Source organism: Pseudomonas gingeri, assembly GCF_013386115.1.
GTDB classification, from domain to species: domain Bacteria; phylum Pseudomonadota; class Gammaproteobacteria; order Pseudomonadales; family Pseudomonadaceae; genus Aquipseudomonas; species Aquipseudomonas gingeri.
In genome coordinates this window covers 168,124-185,531 of sequence record NZ_JACAOR010000001.1, presented here as the reverse complement: position 1 = coordinate 185,531, position 17,408 = coordinate 168,124, and the positions used below count along the sequence as shown (strand labels likewise).

General features: G+C 63.6%; 17 protein-coding genes. 7 read left to right on the top strand and 10 right to left on the bottom strand.

The annotated features are described in order from the left end of the window. The first annotated feature begins 133 nt into the window (after window positions 1-133). Window positions 134-1,981, top strand: a complete 1,848-nt coding sequence (locus HX881_RS00855; RefSeq protein WP_177082188.1) for a peptide transporter — start codon at window positions 134-136, stop codon at window positions 1,979-1,981. Here HX881_RS00855 and HX881_RS00850 read toward each other — a convergent pair. Then, window positions 1,941-3,290: a cation:dicarboxylate symporter family transporter gene (locus tag HX881_RS00850; protein WP_343054602.1), complete on the bottom strand. Its 1,350-nt coding sequence runs from the start codon at window positions 3,288-3,290 to the stop codon at window positions 1,941-1,943. The genes HX881_RS00855 and HX881_RS00850 overlap by 41 nt on opposite strands. 98 nt (window positions 3,291-3,388) lie before the next feature. On the opposite strand from HX881_RS00850, the gene HX881_RS00845 reads away from it, so the two are divergent. Continuing rightward, window positions 3,389-4,357: a LysR family transcriptional regulator gene (locus tag HX881_RS00845; RefSeq protein WP_177082187.1), complete on the top strand. Its 969-nt coding sequence runs from the start codon at window positions 3,389-3,391 to the stop codon at window positions 4,355-4,357. 6 nt (window positions 4,358-4,363) lie between these two features. Here the strand turns inward: HX881_RS00845 and HX881_RS00840 are convergent, their stop codons facing one another. Genes HX881_RS00840 through HX881_RS00825 form a run of 4 tightly spaced genes read right to left on the bottom strand, consistent with a single transcriptional unit; the run spans window position 4,364 to window position 9,391 of the window. Further along, window positions 4,364-6,733 (bottom strand): hypothetical protein, encoded by a 2,370-nt coding sequence (locus HX881_RS00840; RefSeq protein ID WP_177082186.1) that lies wholly within the window; start codon window positions 6,731-6,733, stop codon window positions 4,364-4,366. Between the two features lie 51 nt (window positions 6,734-6,784). Then, the gene (locus HX881_RS00835; RefSeq protein WP_017127432.1) at window positions 6,785-7,534 is read right to left on the bottom strand and encodes an ABC transporter permease; all 750 of its coding nucleotides are present in this window, start codon (window positions 7,532-7,534) and stop codon (window positions 6,785-6,787) included. Between the two features lie 7 nt (window positions 7,535-7,541). After that, window positions 7,542-8,543, bottom strand: coding sequence for an ABC transporter substrate-binding protein (locus tag HX881_RS00830; protein WP_017127433.1), 1,002 nt, complete (start codon window positions 8,541-8,543; stop codon window positions 7,542-7,544). Next, on the bottom strand, window positions 8,540-9,391 hold the full coding sequence (locus tag HX881_RS00825) for an ABC transporter ATP-binding protein (protein ID WP_177108982.1): 852 nt from the start codon (window positions 9,389-9,391) through the stop codon (window positions 8,540-8,542). Before HX881_RS00825 ends, HX881_RS00830 begins: the two co-directional genes overlap by 4 nt. 135 nt (window positions 9,392-9,526) lie before the next feature. Here HX881_RS00825 and HX881_RS00820 point away from each other — a divergent pair, with 135 nt between their 5' ends. The 3 genes from HX881_RS00820 to HX881_RS00810 all read left to right on the top strand — a co-directional run bounded on the left by HX881_RS00820 (window position 9,527) and on the right by HX881_RS00810 (window position 11,233). Further along, window positions 9,527-10,270: a UTRA domain-containing protein gene (locus HX881_RS00820; RefSeq protein WP_177082184.1), complete on the top strand. Its 744-nt coding sequence runs from the start codon at window positions 9,527-9,529 to the stop codon at window positions 10,268-10,270. A gap of 157 nt (window positions 10,271-10,427) precedes the next feature. After that, a complete protein-coding gene (locus HX881_RS00815; protein ID WP_177082183.1) occupies window positions 10,428-10,589 on the top strand; it encodes a hypothetical protein in 162 nt (53 codons plus the stop codon). A gap of 53 nt (window positions 10,590-10,642) precedes the next feature. Beyond that, entirely contained in the window at window positions 10,643-11,233 is a 591-nt protein-coding gene (locus HX881_RS00810; protein ID WP_167331648.1) for a helix-turn-helix domain-containing protein, read from the top strand. A gap of 68 nt (window positions 11,234-11,301) precedes the next feature. Here HX881_RS00810 and HX881_RS32675 read toward each other — a convergent pair whose 3' ends face one another. From HX881_RS32675 to HX881_RS00785, 5 genes are all read right to left on the bottom strand, one after another. Continuing rightward, window positions 11,302-11,808 (bottom strand): hypothetical protein, encoded by a 507-nt coding sequence (locus HX881_RS32675; RefSeq protein ID WP_083875397.1) that lies wholly within the window; start codon window positions 11,806-11,808, stop codon window positions 11,302-11,304. 285 nt (window positions 11,809-12,093) lie between these two features. Further along, window positions 12,094-12,765, bottom strand: a complete 672-nt coding sequence (locus HX881_RS00800) for a methionine ABC transporter permease (protein ID WP_177082182.1) — start codon at window positions 12,763-12,765, stop codon at window positions 12,094-12,096. Next, the gene (locus HX881_RS00795) at window positions 12,762-13,541 is read right to left on the bottom strand and encodes a methionine ABC transporter ATP-binding protein (protein ID WP_177082181.1); all 780 of its coding nucleotides are present in this window, start codon (window positions 13,539-13,541) and stop codon (window positions 12,762-12,764) included. The genes HX881_RS00800 and HX881_RS00795 overlap by 4 nt, the downstream gene beginning before the upstream one ends. After that, the gene (locus HX881_RS00790) at window positions 13,538-14,353 is read right to left on the bottom strand and encodes a MetQ/NlpA family ABC transporter substrate-binding protein (RefSeq protein ID WP_177082180.1); all 816 of its coding nucleotides are present in this window, start codon (window positions 14,351-14,353) and stop codon (window positions 13,538-13,540) included. Before HX881_RS00790 ends, HX881_RS00795 begins: the two co-directional genes overlap by 4 nt. Window positions 14,354-14,381: 28 nt before the next feature. Next, window positions 14,382-15,434, bottom strand: coding sequence for an isopenicillin N synthase family dioxygenase (locus HX881_RS00785; protein WP_177082179.1), 1,053 nt, complete (start codon window positions 15,432-15,434; stop codon window positions 14,382-14,384). Between the two features lie 358 nt (window positions 15,435-15,792). Between HX881_RS00785 and HX881_RS00780 the strand changes: the two genes are divergently transcribed. Together HX881_RS00780 and HX881_RS00775 are read left to right on the top strand one after the other, a co-directional pair. After that, window positions 15,793-16,599: an ABC transporter substrate-binding protein gene (locus tag HX881_RS00780; RefSeq protein ID WP_017127441.1), complete on the top strand. Its 807-nt coding sequence runs from the start codon at window positions 15,793-15,795 to the stop codon at window positions 16,597-16,599. Window positions 16,600-16,678: 79 nt separating this feature from the next. Further along, a complete protein-coding gene (locus HX881_RS00775) occupies window positions 16,679-17,407 on the top strand; it encodes an amino acid ABC transporter permease (protein ID WP_177082178.1) in 729 nt (242 codons plus the stop codon). The last annotated feature ends 1 nt before the right edge of the window (window position 17,408 follow it).

Genomic DNA, 17,408 nt, shown 5'->3' with positions numbered 1-17,408 from the left:
GCCCCCAAGGAGTCCTGGACCATGCAACAGGTACCTCCACATAAATCCCGTGGGAGCGGGCTTGCCCGCGAAGAGGCCCCGGCAGCCACCACAGCACCGGCAAATACACGCTCTTTCACCAAAGGCCCATTCGATGCCCGAAGACAACTATTCGCTGGAGCACTTCGAGTTCCTCTGCTACTCCCGCAACCATGAAGCCGCGGCGCGCGAGCTGGTGCGCCTGCTGCTGTTGATCGATCGCCACTACGGCAAACTGTCCAATACCTTTTCCCTGGCGGTATCGCCGGCCCTGCCCGCCGCGGAACTGGAGGCCCACGCCCTGACCCGCCTGACCAGCGCCATCTCGGCGCTGTTCTCCGATCCCGGCTTTCGCATCAGCCCGGATGGCTTCGGCCAACTGATCCATTTCCAGCGCTGGCTGTCGTCACTGTTCGCCGCCAGCGCCTTCGTCAACGCCGACCACCTGCTGCAATCGTTGAATACCCTGGGGCCGACGGCCGAGGACTTCCAGGTCAGCAGCACCGACCTGGTGAAGTTCTGCGTGCTCTACTCGGCGGAATCGGAAGTGCCGCTGGATGTCGAACTGCTCTGGCGGCAGAACCGCGATATCGCCGCGGCGTTGTTCATGGCCTTGCTCTCCCCCCGACTGATCGGCACCCAGGCCGCCCACTCCAAGCGCGAGGCGCTGCTGGCCTGGCTGCCGCGCCGGCTGGAGGAAATCGACAGCCTGGACACCCTGCCCGTGGGCATCCTGCACGATGCCTACATGCACTGCAGCTACGCCGACCTGCCCCAGCGCCATGACATCAAGGCCTCGATCAACCGCCTGGTGGAACGCAAGCTCGCCGCCGCGGATATCCTCGACCTGCCGACCGCGGCGCCACGTCCCGCCACCTCCGGCAAACCGGTGATGCTGGTCCTGCTCGAATGGTTTTCCGCCGGACACTCGATCTATCGCACCCACTCCAGGACCCTGGAAGCCGCCCGCGCGGATTTCCAGCTGGTCGCCATCGGCTACCAGGCCAATGTCGACGATGCCGGCCGCGAGGTCTTCGAGCACTTTGTCGCCTTCGACGAGCCTGACGACCTCTATGCCTGCCTGCGCCAGCTCAGGAACGTCGCGCAGGCATGGGCGCCGCAGGTGTTCTACATGCCCAGCGTCGGCATGTTCCCGATCACCCTGTTCGCCAGCAACCTGCGCCTGGCGCCGTTGCAGGTCGCCGCCCTCGGGCATCCGGCGACCACCCGCTCGCGGCATATCGACTACATCAGTGTCGAAGAAGATTTCATCGGCGACCCGGCCTGCTTCAGCGAACGGCTGTTGCGCCTGCCCGCCGACGGCCAGCCGTATCGCCCATCGGCCCATGCGGTGCCGCTGCCCAAGCGTCAACGCCAGGACTCGCCGCTGGTGCATATCGCCATCGCGGCGACTACGATGAAGCTCAACCCGCGCTTTCTCCTGGCCTGCCAGAAGATCGTCGAGCTGACGCCGCGACTCCATGGTCGCGAAGTGCGCCTGCACTTCCTGATCGGCCAGGCCCAGGGCCTGCTCTATCCGCAGGTGCTCCGGCTGATCCAGCGCTACGTGCCGCAGGCGGTGGTGTATGCCCACCAGCCGTACCAGGACTACCTGGCGATCTTCAACCAGTGCGACCTGTTCCTCAGCCCCCTGCCCTTCGGCAATACCAACGGCATCATCGACGCCCTGACCGTGGGTCTGCCCGGGATCTGCAAGACCGGGCCGGAAGTGTTCGAGCATATCGACGAGGGCTTGTTCCGCCGGGTCGGCCTGCCGGACTGGACCATCACCCATACCCTGGAAGAGTACATCCGCGCCGCCTGCCGTCTGGCCGGCAACTTTGCCGAGCGCGAGGCGCTCTATCGCCAGCTGGAGCGCCCCGAAGCGCTGCAGAGGCTGTTCAGCGGCCGCCCGCAGGCGCTCAGTCAGGCGCTGTCGGCCCTGCTGAAAACGGCGCCTTGAGTTCACGCCGCAGCACCTCGCGGTCAAGGGCGTTATCCCAGCGGGCAATGGCCACGCAGGCCACGCAGTTGCCGATGGCGTTGGTCAGCGAGCGGCATTTCATCAGCCGCTCGACGCCCAGCAGCAGGACCACGCCTTCGGTGGGCAGGAACGGCAGCGCACCGAGGGTGGCGGTCAGGGCGACAAAGGCCGAGCCGGTCACGCTGGTGGCGCCCTTGGAAGTCAGCGAGGCCACCAGCACCAGCATCACCAGTTGGGCCAGGCTCAAGGGAATCTCCTGGACCTGGGCCAGGAAGATCACCGCCACCGCCAGGTACAGGTTGGTGCCGTTGAGGTTGAACGAATACCCCGCCGGCATGACCAGTCGCACCACCGCCGGCGAACAGCCCAGGCGCTCCATCCTGGCGATCAGGCCCGGCAGCGCGGCAATCGACGAGGTGGTGAACAGCACCAGTGCCAGCTCGTCCTTCACATACAGCAGCAGACGCCAGAGACTGACGCCCGCGAGCTGGCTGACCAGTCCCAGGACCAGCACGATAAAGACCACGCTGGCCAGGTACAGGGTGGCGACGAACTTGAGCAACGGCACCATCGAGCCGACCCCGTACCGGCCGATGGTGAAAGCGATGGCGCCGAAGGCCGCCAGGGGCGCCAGCTTGAGAATCAGGTTCATCAGGCTGAACAACAGTTCGAGCAACAGCTCGATCATCTGCCGTACCGGTGCCCCGCGCTCGCCGCTCCAGGCCAGGGCGACGCCGAACATCAGGGCGAGCAACAGCACCTGCTGGATATTGCCCTGGGCGAAGGCGCCGAAAAAACTGCCCGGGATGGTTGCCAGCGTGGCCTCGGAGAACTGCCACTGCCGCCACTGGGCGAGGAAATACTCGCTCGACGAGGTCAGGCTCGACAGCTCATCCAGGGGAAATCCCGGCCCCAGATCGTTGCCCGGATGCAGCAACAACGCCGCCGCGACACCGATCAGCAGCGATAACAGGGTCATCAGGGCGAAAAACAGCAAGGCCTTGCCGCCGATCTTGGCCGCTTCGGCCTGGCTGCGCATGCCGGCGATACCCGAGACCACCAGGGCGAACACCAGCAGGCTGATGGGCATGCCGATCAATCGGACGAAACCGTCGCTGAGGGGTTTCATTTCCACCGCCAGCGCCGGATGCCAACGCCCGAGGGCGATGCCGCAGGCGACCGCGATCAGAATCTGTACCACGCCCCGCTTGAAGAACCCCAACCCCATCCGCCGCACCGTCGCCTGTCGATCCTCGCCCATGGTACTGGCATACGGGCCAGCACTCACGCCCGATTTCGCACATGGCCGCGCGACAGGCCTGCCGTTACAATCGAGGCGGTTCGAAGGTACTGGCAACAACAGCCCCTCACACTAAAAGAAGCCCCATGGAACTCCGACACCTGCGTTACTTCCTGATGGTCGCCGAAGAACTGCATTTCACCCGTGCCGCCGCACGCCTGAACATGCAGCAGCCGCCCCTGAGCAACCAGATCCGCCTGCTGGAAAAGGAACTGGGCTTCGACCTGTTCAAGCGGCATCCCAAGGGCGTCGACCTGACCGCCGGCGGGCAGGTGTTCCTGCAAGAAGCCCGGGCCATTCTCAATCGGGTCGACGAGGGTTCGAAACGCGCGGCACGGGCGGCCCAGGGCCTGGAGGGCAAGCTGTCGATCGGCTTCACCAGCTCGGCGGCCGCCCACCCGCTGATTCCCGGGATGATCCGCGCCTATCGCGGGCTCTACCCCAACGTCGAGCTGCTGCTCAGCGAGGGCAATGCCGGGGAACTGACCGACGAAGTGAACCTGGGGCGCATGGACCTGGGTATCCTGCGCGCACCGGTGAGCCGCCCCCGGGGCGTGACCCTGTACCGGCTGCTCAACGAAGAAATGCTGCTGGTACTGCCGGTGGGACATCGCCTGCTGCCGGCGGACGTCCAGGTCAACGGCCTGAGCCCGGACGAAATCGACGCCATGCCGGTGATTGCCATCGGCGACCTGGCCGACGAGTCGTTTATCCTGGTGCGCCGCCACGGCGCGCCGGGCATGTACGCCAAACTGGTGGAGGCTTGCGAGCGCGCCGGCTTCACCCCGAAGATCGCCTTCGAAATCGAGCGCATGCTGACCAACATCAACCTGGTGGCCGCCGGTGCCGGAATCTCGGTGGTACCGGCGTCCATGCGCAGTTTTCATCGCCACAGCGTCGTCTACTGCCGGATCGGCGAAGCCAGTCCACGGCTGGTGGCCCCGATCACCCTGATCGTGCGGACGGAGGACCAGGACCCGACCCGGCAGAACTTCATCGAGCTGGCCCAGGACCTGGGGCGACAGTTCCGCCGCGAACAGCTCCCCCGCCCCTGAGTCGCCCTACAGCGTCAGGAACAACGCCGACGTCCAGACCCGCGACTGATCGCGCTGCCGCGCACAGATGAACAAGGGATGCTCGCGGCCCGGTTCCAGTTGCAGCTCCGCCAGATCGATACGCCCTTGCAATTCGCGGGGCAGCGGCGCGGCGGTGGTCCGCTCCAGGGAAACCTTCAGTTCGGCCCCCGGCAACTCCTCGATCACCTGCGACTGGGCCAGCAGCGTTTCCCCGGACACCTGGATCAGTACCGAAGGCGCGTGCACATAAGGCTGCGGCTCGGACGGGTCGCCGACCTTGATATAGTTGTCGATGCGACTGCGGATCTCCAGGGTCGCACCGGCCAGTTGCGACAAGTCGATTTCCAGGCTATCGGTGTCGCCGTTGGTATCGGTGCGAAAGGCCAGGACCGTCGCGTCCTTGCGCCACACCGTCTGCTCCGGATGATCGAGCCCCAGGGCGCGAAAGCCGTTGATGACCGCCCCGGTGATGCGGATTTCGCCGCTCCAGTAGGCACCCCGGTAGCGATCCTTGATCCGCGCACCGCCCAGGCGCAGGCGAATGCGCTGGTCGGAAAAGCCCAGTTCCTGGTGCAGGTTGCGCGACCAGATCAACTGCTCGCCATCGAACAGGTCGACCTGCTCCCAGCCCGCCTCACCCAGCAGGCGGTAGTCGAGCAGCGCATCGGCCGGCGCCTTGAACACCTCGCCCATGAAGTTCTCGCCCTGGCGCAGGCTGGCAAACGAGCGCTCGCCGGTGGTGGCAAAGGTCCGCCGGGCGCGCAGCGCCTTGCCGACACTGGCACGGTCGAAACGCTCGGCGAGCACGCCGGTCAGGCCGCCGCGGGAACCGAACACCGCGGTGGCCGGGACCCCGCCACCGCAGCGCCCCTGATGCTCGTCGCTGTTGGCCGCCGCACCGACCCGATAACCCCGCTGCAACGCCTCGGCATATACCCAGTGGAATTGCCCCCAGGCCGAGCCGACTTCGATCAGCCGCTCCAGCTCCGGATGGTGCCAGTCGAGGTTGCAGCGGCGCCCCCCGACATGGGGCATCATCAGGTGGCCTTCGGGGTCCTTGGCATAGGCGGCGTAGAGTTCGTCCACCGGCCAGGCGCCCGGCTTGATGGTGCCGGCGGTGAACTCGTTCCATTCGAAGGAGCGCACCAGCCGCCCCTGGTTGTCGAAGGGGAATTCAGGCTTTCGATCGTGCAGGAACACCACGTTGCGGTCGCCTCCGGCGCAGGAGTTGCCGCACCATTCGGTTCCCGGATAGCAGACAAAGCGACCCGTTTCGTTGAGTTCGTGAATCAGCCTCACTGCCTGGTCCCAGCGCTGCTCGGTGATATTGAAGTCATTGGCGGTGTAGCCGAGCACGTCGAGCCCGGCGACATCGCGGCCGTAGCTGAGGTTGTAGAGCGTGTCATTGGTGCCCACGGTGTCATCGGAATGCACATGCAGGTCGGCATACAGCGGACGCAATGCGCTGCCGGCCGGATCGACCGTGACAAAGGCCTGGGCCCCACGAACAAAAGGGGCATGCACCGCGGCCGACAATCGCCACTCACCCACCGCCTCGAACGCCACGCCCTGCAACCGGGCAATCGCCCAGCCTTCGCTCGCCAGGCGGAACGCTTGCTGGCGCTGCTCGCCGTCCGGACCGCTCAGGGTCAGCAGGCCATCGAGCGGCAAGCCGCGGCAGGTATTGCCCCAGGCATCGTCGACCCGCAGCAACACGTCGAACGCCTCACCGGCACCGACCAGCCGCGGCACGATCAGTTGTACGCCATGGGCCGGCCCCGGGACGATATCCAGCAACGGGTCGCCCGGCACCTCGGCAAACTTCGAACTGCCCAGCGGGTCGATGAACAGGCGAAAACGGAAGTCCTTCTCGACGAAGCTCTGCACCCGCGTGCCGGCCCCGCCCTGGCGGCGATCGCCGAGGCGGATGATGACCCGGTCGCCGGGGTTCAGGTAGCCGTCGACGATATCGATGATGATCGCCTTCTGGAACGGCCGCTCGTGGCCCTTCTGGTCGAAGCGCACCTTCAGGTGCTGCACCGTGGCCCGGCTCTGGCCCGGCACCAGCTCGCCGGCCTGGTACTCGGCGCTGACGTAGTTGGGGCCGGTCGGATTCGAGGTCTGGAACAAGGCCCAGTCGGAGTAGAACTTGAAGGCCAGCTTCAGCCAGGCGCCGTCGGCCAGGCCGCTGCCGCCGACCTCGTAGACCAGGGTGATCTCGTCCCACTGGCCGGCCACCAGGGTGTTGCGGTCACAGCTGACATGACCCAGGAACGGGCGCTGCTTATTGCGTTCATACAGGCCTTGCGGGGCAATGTAATGCCCGGCTTCGCGGGGATCGAAAACGTTGTTCACATGACACCTCGTACGGGTCTTCGCGGAATCTTCAATAGGGACTGGCACGCTCTATTGCACGCGCCATTTCTGGTAGTGACGCTCGATGCGCCGGAACACGAAACTCTCCATCAGCCAGGCGATCAGGCCGATCAGCACGATGCCCAGCAGCACCTGGCTGCTGTTGCCGATCTGCCCGCCGGTGGCAACCATCCAGCCGATCCCCTGGGAGGCGCCGATCATTTCCGCCGCCACCAGCGCCCGCCAGCCCTGGCTGAAACCGATACGCAGGGCGGCCGTGACAAACGGCAGCGACGCCGGCAGGTAGACATGGGCGAGCAGTTGCCAGGGATTGGCCCCCAGGGTGCGTGCCGCGCGGACTTCGCCGCCGCGAATGCTCTGCACGCCCTCCTGGATGGTCACGGCCATGGGAAACACCGCGGCGATAAAGATCACCAGGACGATGGACACATAGCCCAGGCCGAAAATGATCATGATCAGCGGTGCCCAGGCGATGGGCGGGATCGCCATGAACAGGCTGTTGAGCGGCGATATGAAGTCGCGAAAACGCGAAGACAGACCGCCCGCCGTACCCAGCAGGACCGCGACCAGCACCGCGGCACAGAACCCGCCCAACTCTTCGAGCACACTGGCCCGCAGGTGCTGCCACAACGAACCGTCGCCCAGCCAGCGCAACGTTTCGCGGGCCACGTCCCAGGGCTGCGGCAGGATGTAGGTGGGAAAACGGCTGGCCAAGGCCACCCAGATCAACAGCAGGACGGGCAGCGAAGCCCAGCCCCAATTCGGTTTTGGCAAGGACATGACAGACTCAGCGCGAGGCTTTTTCCAGGTAGGTGGTGTCGACGATCTGCTCGGTCTTGAGCGGTGCATCGATAAAGCCCAGGTCAAGGGAGTAGTTCATCAGGCGCTGGATAAAGCGGATATCGGCGTCCTGCAGATCCGCCGACCAGCCGAGCCGGCTGCGGGCCTGGGCAACGATGGTTTCCGGGGCGATGGTGCTGCCGTCCGGGCCCTGCACCGCTTCGAGCTTGAACGCCTCGGCGATGATCCGGTTCGACTCGGCCGGATGCTCGTTGAGAAAGGCAATTGCCTTGCGATGGGCCCGTAGCAGCCTGACCACATCGTCAGGGCGTTCCTGCAGGGTTTTCGGCAAGGCGATCACCACGTACCAGGGGTATTCGGGCAAGGCCTGGTTGACATCGAACAGCACCCGGCTCGAACCGCGCAGCAGCGACTGGCTGACGAAGGGCTCCCAGGAAAAGGCCGCGTCGACGATGCCACGCTCAAGGGCGGCATTCATGTTGCCCGGCGGCATGTCGATGATGTTCAGGTCGGCATCGGGATTCAGGCCGGCCTTTTCCTTGAGCACATAGCCCCTGAGCAGCACGTCCATGCCGCTGCCCTTCTTGACCCCGGCGAGCTTCTTGCCCTTGAGTCCGGCCAGGGAGGTGATCGGGCTCTTGCTGTCGACGATCACCGCCGCCTGGCCGTAGTTGACCTTGGCCAGGATGCGGCTCTGCAAGCCGCGGGAGAACCACTGGTACACCGGGGGCGTGCCGACGTAGGCGACATCCAGCTCACCGGCCGCCAGGGCCTGCTGGATCACCGGCCCGTCACCGAGGGCCCTGAGGTCCACCGTCAGGCCTTCCTCGCGGTAGTAACCCTGCCTGTCCGCGATCAGCGCCGGCGCATTGGCCATGGCAAACACATAGCCCACCCGCAACGGCCGGCTCTCATCGGCAACGGCCGACAGACTGCCGGCCACGGCGACCACGGACAATGAAAGGGCAAGCAGGGTACGTTTGATCATTGGATCGACTCGATTTCAGGGGAGAGGGAAACAGCGGGGCAAACACGGGCCTCGGACAGCGCCATGACCTGGGAAATACGCTCCATCAGCTCATTGCGGTAATCGAGGAAAGCCGGCAGCCGACGAGTGTTGCGATTGGAGCGCGGGCGCGGCAGGTCGATCCGCAGTTCGCTGTGGATGCCGCCGGGGGCGATATTCAGGACAATCACCCGGTCCGCGAGGAACACCGCCTCGTCGATATCATGGGTAATGAACAACACCGTCTGGCCCAGTTCGGCCCAGATCCGCAGGGTTTCCTCGTTCATGCTGTTGCGACTGATCGCATCCAGCGCGGCGAAGGGTTCGTCCATCAGCAGGACCTCCGGCTCCAGCGCCAGGGTGCGGGCCAGCGAAACGCGCTGCTGCATGCCGCCGGACAACTGATGGGGCAAGCGCTGGGCGGCCTGCTCCAGGCCGACCAGGCGCAGGTACTGCATGGCCTGTTCGCGCTGCCGCGCCTCGCTGGTATCACCGGCCATGCGCAAGCCGAAGCGGACATTCTCCAGGGCGGTCAGCCAGGGAAACAGTTGCGGCGCCTGGAACACATAGCCGAGTTCCGAACGCTCCGGGTGCACCGTGGTCTGGTTCAGGCGGATCTGCCCCGCCTGCGGCCGGACAAAACCCGACAACAGGTTGAGCAAGGTGGTCTTGCCGCAGCCGGAAGGCCCGAGGATCGCGACGAACTCGCCAGGGGCGGCACTCAGGCTGAAGGAGGAAAACACCCGATGACCGTTGGGATAGCTGAAACTGATGTCATCGACCATCAGCGCCGCGGCCGACCGCGGGGCACAAGGAAAGAGTTCTGGCATGGCAAGTGTCGTCAGGTCGTTTACAATGGGAATGCCTGACATAATACGTATTAATACAAGTCATCCCAATAACCTGTTTTTATAACCTTAGAAGCGAAGTCTCGGTCCTCGCTTCTCCGGCCATGGAATCACTCAGTGTCTACGTCCATTCTTCGCGACAGCACGACCTCGCTCTACGAACAGATCGCCCACCAGCTACTCGGGGAGATCCAGCGCGGCGACTACGAACCCAGCGGCAAGCTGCCCTCGGAGGCCGAACTGGGCCAGCGCTTCGCGGTGAGCCGCGTGACCATCCGCCTGGCCGTGGGCAAACTCAGCGACGATGGCGTGGTGGAGCGCAAACAGGGCAAGGGCACTTTTGTCGCGGCCAAGCAGGTGCGACATGGCCTCGATGCCCTGCGCAGCTTTCATGAAGCCCTGCTGTTGCAAGGACTGAAGCCGAGCATGCGGGTCCTCGACCATCACCTGCAGGCGGTTCCCGAGGCGTTGCGCGGGCTGTTCGGCGCGGCACAGGATTGCCTGCTGCTGGAGCGCCTGCACTTTGTCGACGACGAACCCATTGCCCTGGGCCGCAGCCACCTGCCCGCCGAACTGGCAAGCGTGGTCTGGAGCGAGGTCGAGCACCGGCCGATCTACTCGATCCTCGAGTCGATCACCGGCTCGCCGGTGACCCGTGCCGACATGGCGATCCGCGCCCAGGAGGCCGACAGGCACCTGGCCAATGCCCTGCACGTCAAACGCGGCGCGGCACTGCTGGTGATGGAGCGCACCTCGTATTTCGCCGATGGTCGCTGCTGTGACCGCACGACCTTTTTCATTCGTCCGGAGCGCTACGCGTTTGTCCTCAGCGGCGTGTTCAAGTCCAGCCCGGGCGCCTGATCACGACCACCCGCCAGGTCCGCTCCCGGGCCTGGCGACAGGCTTTCGACGGAGCCGCGCACTAAGACCCAAAAAGAATTAATAAATAAAAAATCAGTATTTATCGTTATTAAAACAACCACGTACTCTCCCCTCATACCGACACTGGAGAGTCCCCATGCATCCGACCGATACCGTTATCGACCTCGCCCGCTATCGCAAACGCAAGCAGGCGCAGCAACTGGCCCGGACCCTGTGGGAAATGTATGCACGCAATGCCGGCTACCAGGCGTTCCAGTGGGTGCAGAGCGCCCGTGCCACCGAGCCCCGTCACGCGTGAATGCGCAGGAGCCCTCGCGGTTTCTGGCGAGCGCCGACGAACCGCCGCTGGACCTGAACAACCTGCAGGCGCTTGAAGAAGACCCGATCTGCGCACGGGTCGCCCAGAACCTGCAACGCCTGCGCGGCAAGCATCATCTGTCCCTCGATGCCCTCGCCCGTCAATGCGGGGTCAGCCGGGCGATGCTGGCGCAGATCGAGTCCGGCCGCAGTGTGCCGTCGATCAAGGTGCTGTGCAAGATTGCCAAGGGCCTGAAAGTATCCGTCGCGGCCTTTCTCGAACATCGTGCCTTCGAGGGTGTGGCGGTCCTGTCGGCGAACAAGAGCAAGCGCCTGGTCAGTGCCAACGGCGCCTTTGTCAGCCGCGCCCTGTTCCCGTTCGATGTGGCGCGCCAATCGGAATTCTACGAACTGCGCCTGAGCCCGCTGGGCGAGGACGAGTCCGAGGGACATGGCCCCGGAGTCCAGGAAAACCTGGTGGTGGCCCAGGGTGTACTGGAGATCAGTGTCAATGACCAACGCTACCTGCTGTCCACCGGCGACTCGATCCTGTTCTACGCCGACCAGCCGCATCGCTATCGCAATCCCGCCGACAGCGAAGCCGTGGCGTACCTGGTGGTGACCTACCCCGAACGCCTCGACTGACCCACCGACAGCCACGAAAAAGCCCGGCGAGGATCACTCCAGCCGGGCTTTTTTTACTGCCGGATCGATCAGCAGGTGCAGCACATCATCGGCATGCCGTTGCAGCTCATCATCATCGGCATGCTGCAGTCGTTCATCAGCTTCATCATCAGGGCGCAGCAGCTTTTCATCATGTCCATGTTCATGCCGGCCATCGGCATGATCTTGCACTGCATGCCGTCGGCCAGCATCGAGCATTCCATCACGCATTTCATCGACGGCATCGGCATGCCCATCATCGGCATCGGCATCATGCTGCCCATCATCGGCATGGCCATGGCCGCTTGGGACATGCACATCATGCTCATGTTGGCGCAATGCATCATCATCGGCATGCCGCAGTCCATCATCATCTGCATCATTTGCGCGCTGTTCTTAAACATGGCCATGTCCATGCCCGCCGCCGGCATCATCTTGCACAGCATGCCGTCGCCCATCATTTCGCAGCTCATGGTCGCCATCATCATCGGCATCCCCATGGCCGGCATCATCGGCATGGTGTTCATCGGCATTTGCATCTGCATGGCATTCATCATGGTGAAACTCCCTGATAGTTCGATAGTTGGACGAAGCTGATGGGGCGGATTCTAGGGAATGCCAGGCGCACGGCAAGACGGCGATCCAGCAGCCGGAACGGATGTCGGAGCGAGTTTTATGCTGCCCTTTGCGGGCCGATATCCGTCCTGGCGGTCATATCGCTTTCAAAGCAGACAGACAGGCAGTTTCAACGGCGGATTACCCGCTTTGGATATGCCCGTACGAGCTATTCAAATAGCCGAAGGAAATAATCAATCTAAACAGCTCGAACTTTTCCGGTTTCCTCAGCGCCGATGGGCCAGGGAACGCACCAGTCGATCCCCGAGGCTTTGCACACCCTGCACCAGAATCACCAGGACGATCACCGTGGCGACCATCACCTCGTTGTTGAAACGCTGATAGCCATAGCGGATCGCCAGGTCCCCCAGGCCGCCCCCGCCGATCACTCCGGCCATGGAGGAGAAGCCGATCAGCATCACCAGGGTCAGGGTAACGCCCGCCAGCAAGGCCGGCAGCGACTCGGGCAACAGGACCTTGAAAATCACATGGCGGATATCGCCGCCCATGGATAGGATGGCCTCGATCCGTCCCTTGTCGACCTCATCCAAAGCGTTTTCCACGATACGGGCGAAGAATGGAAAGGCGCCGATGGTGATCGGTACCACGGCGGCGGTGCTACCCAGGGTGGTGCCGACAATCAGTCGGGTCAGCGGGATCAGGGCGATCAGCATCACCACGAATGGCAACGACCGCCCGAGGTTGACCAGCGCGCTCAGGCCGCCATGCAGGCGCGGCAGCGGGTACAGGCCATGGCGACGGCTGATGAACAGCAGGACCCCGAGGGGCAGGCCGATCAACAAGGTGAAGAGCCCCGCCAGCAGCACCATGTACAGGGTCTCGCCGGTGGCGTTGAGCAACAGCTGGAAAATCTCGTTCCAATCGATGGTCCGGGTCATAACTGGGCCAACCTCAAGCGCGGGATCCGCACCTCATCGTCGAAGCGCGGCTGCGGGGCCGGTAGCAGCGAGCGTCCCAGGGCCGAGTCCGGGTCGGCCAGCAAACGCGCCAGCGGACCGGACTCCAGCAGTCGCCCCTGAGCCAGGGAAGCGGCGTGGTCGCAGATCGATCGGATGACATCCAGCTCATGGGTGATCAGCACGATGGTCAGCCCCAACCGGCGATTGATATCGCGCAGCAATTCGAGAATCGACGCCGTGGTTTCCGGATCGAGGGCACTGGTGGCCTCATCCGAAAGCAGATAGGCCGGGCGTGCCGCCAGGGCCCGGGCAATGCCGACCCGCTGTTTCTGCCCGCCGGACAGTTGCGAGGGAAAGGCCTCGGCCTTGTCCGCCAGGCCCACCAGTTCCAGCAGCTCGCAAACCCGGGCCTGCCGTTCAGCCTTGCCGGTGCCGGCGATTTCCAGCGGCACGGCGATATTGTCGAAGACATTGCGCGAGTGCAGCAGGTTGAAGCCCTGGAAAATCATGCCGATACGTTGGCGCTGGCTGCGCAGGTCCCGATCGGACAGGGTCGTCAGGTCCTGGCCGTCGACCACCACGCGCCCGGCGCTGGGGCGTTCGAGCAGATTGAGGCAACGCAGCAAGGTCGACTTGCCGGCACCGCTGCGACCGACGATGCCGTAGATCGCCCCGTCGGGGATGTCCAGGGACACCCGGTCCAGTACCGGCGCCCCTTCGCCATAGCGCTTGCTCAACTGCTCGACGCGGATCATGGCTTGCGGTCCGCGACGGTCACCGGAATCACCGAGCCCGAATAGGTATCGGTGATGAATTTCGCCACCTGGGGTGAGTTGAGGTCCTTGGCCAGTTGCCTGATCCGTGGGTCATCCTGCAACTTCGGCGTCGTCACCAGGATATTCGCGTAGGGATTGTCGACGGCCTTTTCCAGGCCAAGGGCGTCCCTGGCCGGCGACAGGCCCGCCTCCAGCGCGTAGTTGCCGTTGATCACCGCCAGGTCGACATCGTCCAGGGCGCGGGGCAATTGCGGCGATTCAATCTCGAGAATCTTCAGCTGTTTCGGGTTCTCGGCAATGTCCCTGGGCGTTGCCTGGTCGGTAGCCGGGTTGTTGAAGCCGGGCTTGAGCTTGATCAGGCCGTTATCCTGCAGCAGGTACAGGGCACGACTGAGATTGGTGACATTGTTCGGCAACGCGACGGTGCCCTTTTGCGGCACCTGGTCGAAGCTTTTATGTCGGTGCGAGTAGATTCCCAGCGGCTCGATATGCACGGTCGCCGCCACCGCGAACTTCTGGCCGAGGGCCTGTTCCTGGGAATTGAGATACGGCAAGTGCTGGAAGTAGTTGGCGTCGACGTCGCCATGGGCCAGCAGTTCGTTGGAGTTCACGCCGTTGGGAATCTCGATGACCTTGAGGTTCAGTTGCGGATCGATTTTCTGTACATAAGCGAGGATCTGCGCGTGGGGGACCGGGTCGGCCGCCACTCGCAACGGTTCCGCGGCCAGGGCGCCGAATGAAGCGAACAGGCCCGCCACGACCGCCAGGGTCAATCCGGTTTTTTTCAACATGCTGGTAATCCTTGAGCTGATGACAGGGTCAGGCGCTGACGGCCTTGGGGGCCAACACCTTGGGCGTGGGGGCATCGGCGTAGAAACTCCGGGCGACATCGGGGTGCGAACGCAGGCGACCCTTGAGGTAGTTCCAGCCGACATCACGCAACAACGGGTTGTCGGGATCGCTGGCCGGGCCCCGTGCCTCGCGCAGCAGCGCGGTCGGCAAGGGATACAGCGGCACCACCGCATCCAGTTGCGCACCGAGGAAGAAGGCAATCGACAGGCGCTCGCTTCCGGCCGGCGGTGACTGCACGCGATGCACCGTGGCCCGCAGATAACCGTTGGTGGCCAGTTCGAGCAATTCGCCGATATTCACCACCAGGGTGTTTTCCCGGGGCAGCGCATCGATCCAGCGGCCCTCCTCGATCTCCACTTGCAGGCCAGCCTGCCGGTCCTGCAGGAGGAAACTGAGGAACCCGGAATCCTTGTGGGCACCGACGCCCTGGTTGCTTTCGTGCGCGGTACGACCGGGGTAGCGGATCAGCTTGATATGTTCATTGGGCTTGTCGCCGTAAAGCGGATCGAACGCCCCTTCCGGCAATGACAGCGCCTGGGCAAAGGCCCGCAACAGGCGCAGCGACATCCGGGTCATGGCCTGCTGCCAGTCGAGCAACAGCGGCTTGAGCTGGGGCAGCGCCGCCGGCCACAGGTTCGGCCCTTGCAGGCGGGCCCAGGTCGGCGTGTGTTCATCCAGTGCCAGGGCTTCGCGTTCGGCGCCGATATCGAACTGTTCGCGCAGATCCGGTTGACCGCGGGTGATCTCCGAGGCCGCGCGGTTGTAGCCGCGAAAGTGCGGTGAATGGATCATGCCGACGGCCTGCTTGTCCTCGTCGGGCAAGGCAAAGAACTGCCGGGCATGCTCCTGGACCTGCTTGAGCAGATCGCTGTCGATGCCGTGTCCGGTCAGGTAGAAAAATCCGACATCGCGTGCGGCGTGACGCAGTGCGTCGAGAAAATCCTGGCGCTGCCCGGCGCTGCCATCGAGCGCTGAAAGGTCCAGGAGCGGCAACGCGGTGATATCCAGCGGCTGCGGCATGGTTCACTCCCTGTGGTCTGCAAACATTCGTCCTGATATCCGACACCCCGCCGCGAAGACTTGGGCAAGGCGTTGAAATCCCGTTGCCGACAAAACTATCCGATCTTAAAAAACCGCAATAAATATCTTTTTCGCATTAGCTTAGGTTCACCCCGACTTGCCCGTTACTGGCACGGAAACGGCCTGCCACTACCGACACCACCGCGTCCAAAGGCTCTGGAATGCCGGTTGTAGAGAGCGCCTGAAAAAACCACTTATTCATAAAAAGAATAAAATCATTCTTTTATATTCTTTTGTTGTTTATTCATCGTGCTGCAAGACTCGGCGCCAGAATCATCCATCAAGTGTTGAGATCACCATGAAAAAATTGACTGCCCTCACTGCCCTCACTCTCGCCGTTCTCTCGGGCCTGGCCCATGCCGACCGCCTGGAAGACATCAAGAAATCCGGCGTCCTGCGCGTCGCCTCGTTCGACAGCAACCCGCCTTTCGGCTTCATCGATGCCAAGAGCAAACAGATCGAAGGCCTGGATGTCGACTACGCCAAGGCCATTGCCGATAAGCTCGGGGTCAAGCTCCAGTTGCAACCGACCAACCCGGCCAACCGCGTGCCCCTGCTGGTGGCCAACAAGGTCGACCTGGTCCTGGCCAACTTCACCATCACCCCGGAGCGCGCCCAGCAGGTCAACTTCAGCATTCCCTACTTCAGCTCCGGCCAGCAGTTCCTCATCAAGAAAGGCACCCTCAAGTCCCAGGACGAGCTGAACAAATGGCGCGTGGGCGTGGACAAGGGCACCGTCAACGAAGGCGTGCTGCGCGAGAAATTCCCGGGAGCCAAGGTGGTCGCCTATGACGACACCCCGTTCGCTTTCACCGCCCTGCGCAACGGTAACGTCCAGGCGATCACCCAGGACGGCCCGAAGCTGATCGGCCTGCTGGCCAACGTACCGGACAAGGACAAGTACGAAGTTCCACCCTTCACCATCTCCAATGACCTGATCGGCGTCGGCCTGCCCAAGGGCGAGACCGCCTTGACCGAGCTGGTCAACCAGACGCTGGTGGAGCTGGAAAGCAAGGGTCAGGCCCAGAAGATCTACGACGCCTGGTTCGGCCCGGATACCAAGACCCCGCTGGCCCGCCTGTACAAGATCGGCGACAAGAGCTGATCGCCCTCCCCGCCGTACACCCACAGCCCGCGCGGTTCTCCGCGCGGGCTCTTTGTATTCTGGATGGACACCGTGATCGATGTTTGGTGAATTGCTCGGCCCGCAATACCTGAAATGGCTGTTCGATGGATTTGTCCTGACCGTGGCGTTGTCGGCCGTGGTCTGCCTGGTCGCCACCGGGCTGGGTTTCCTGGTCTGTCTGGCGCGTCTCGGCCGCTCGCGGCTGATCGCCTGGCCGGCGCGCGCCTACCTGGCGTTGTTTCGCAATACGCCGCTGCTGGTGCAATTGTTCTTCTGGTATTTCGGCGTCAGCGCCCTGTTGCCCGAAGACCTGATGATCTGGCTGAACCTGCCCCACGAAGCGACCGTGGCCGGCGTGGACATCAGCTGGCCGTCGTTTGAATTCATCGCCGGTTTCTGGGGACTGACCCTGTATACCTCGGCATTCATCGCCGAAGAGTTTCGGGCCGGCGTCGCCTCGGTACGCCCGCAGCAGCGCGAAGCGGGTATCGCCCTGGGTCTGCGGCCGGCCCAGGTGTGGCGTTATGTGGTACTGCCGCAAGCCTTGCGCACGGCGCTCGGTCCCTTGCTGGGACAATACATGAACGCACTGAAGAACTCCTCGCTGACCATGGCCATCGGCCTCGCCGAACTGTCCTATGCCTCACGCCAGGTGGAGACCGAGACCTTCAAGACCTTCCAGGCCTTTGGTTTCGCCACCCTGTTGTACATCCTCGGCATCGTGCTGATCGAAACGGCCGGACAATGGATCCGCCAGACCAGGCGCTATCGTCAGGGAGCGGCATGAG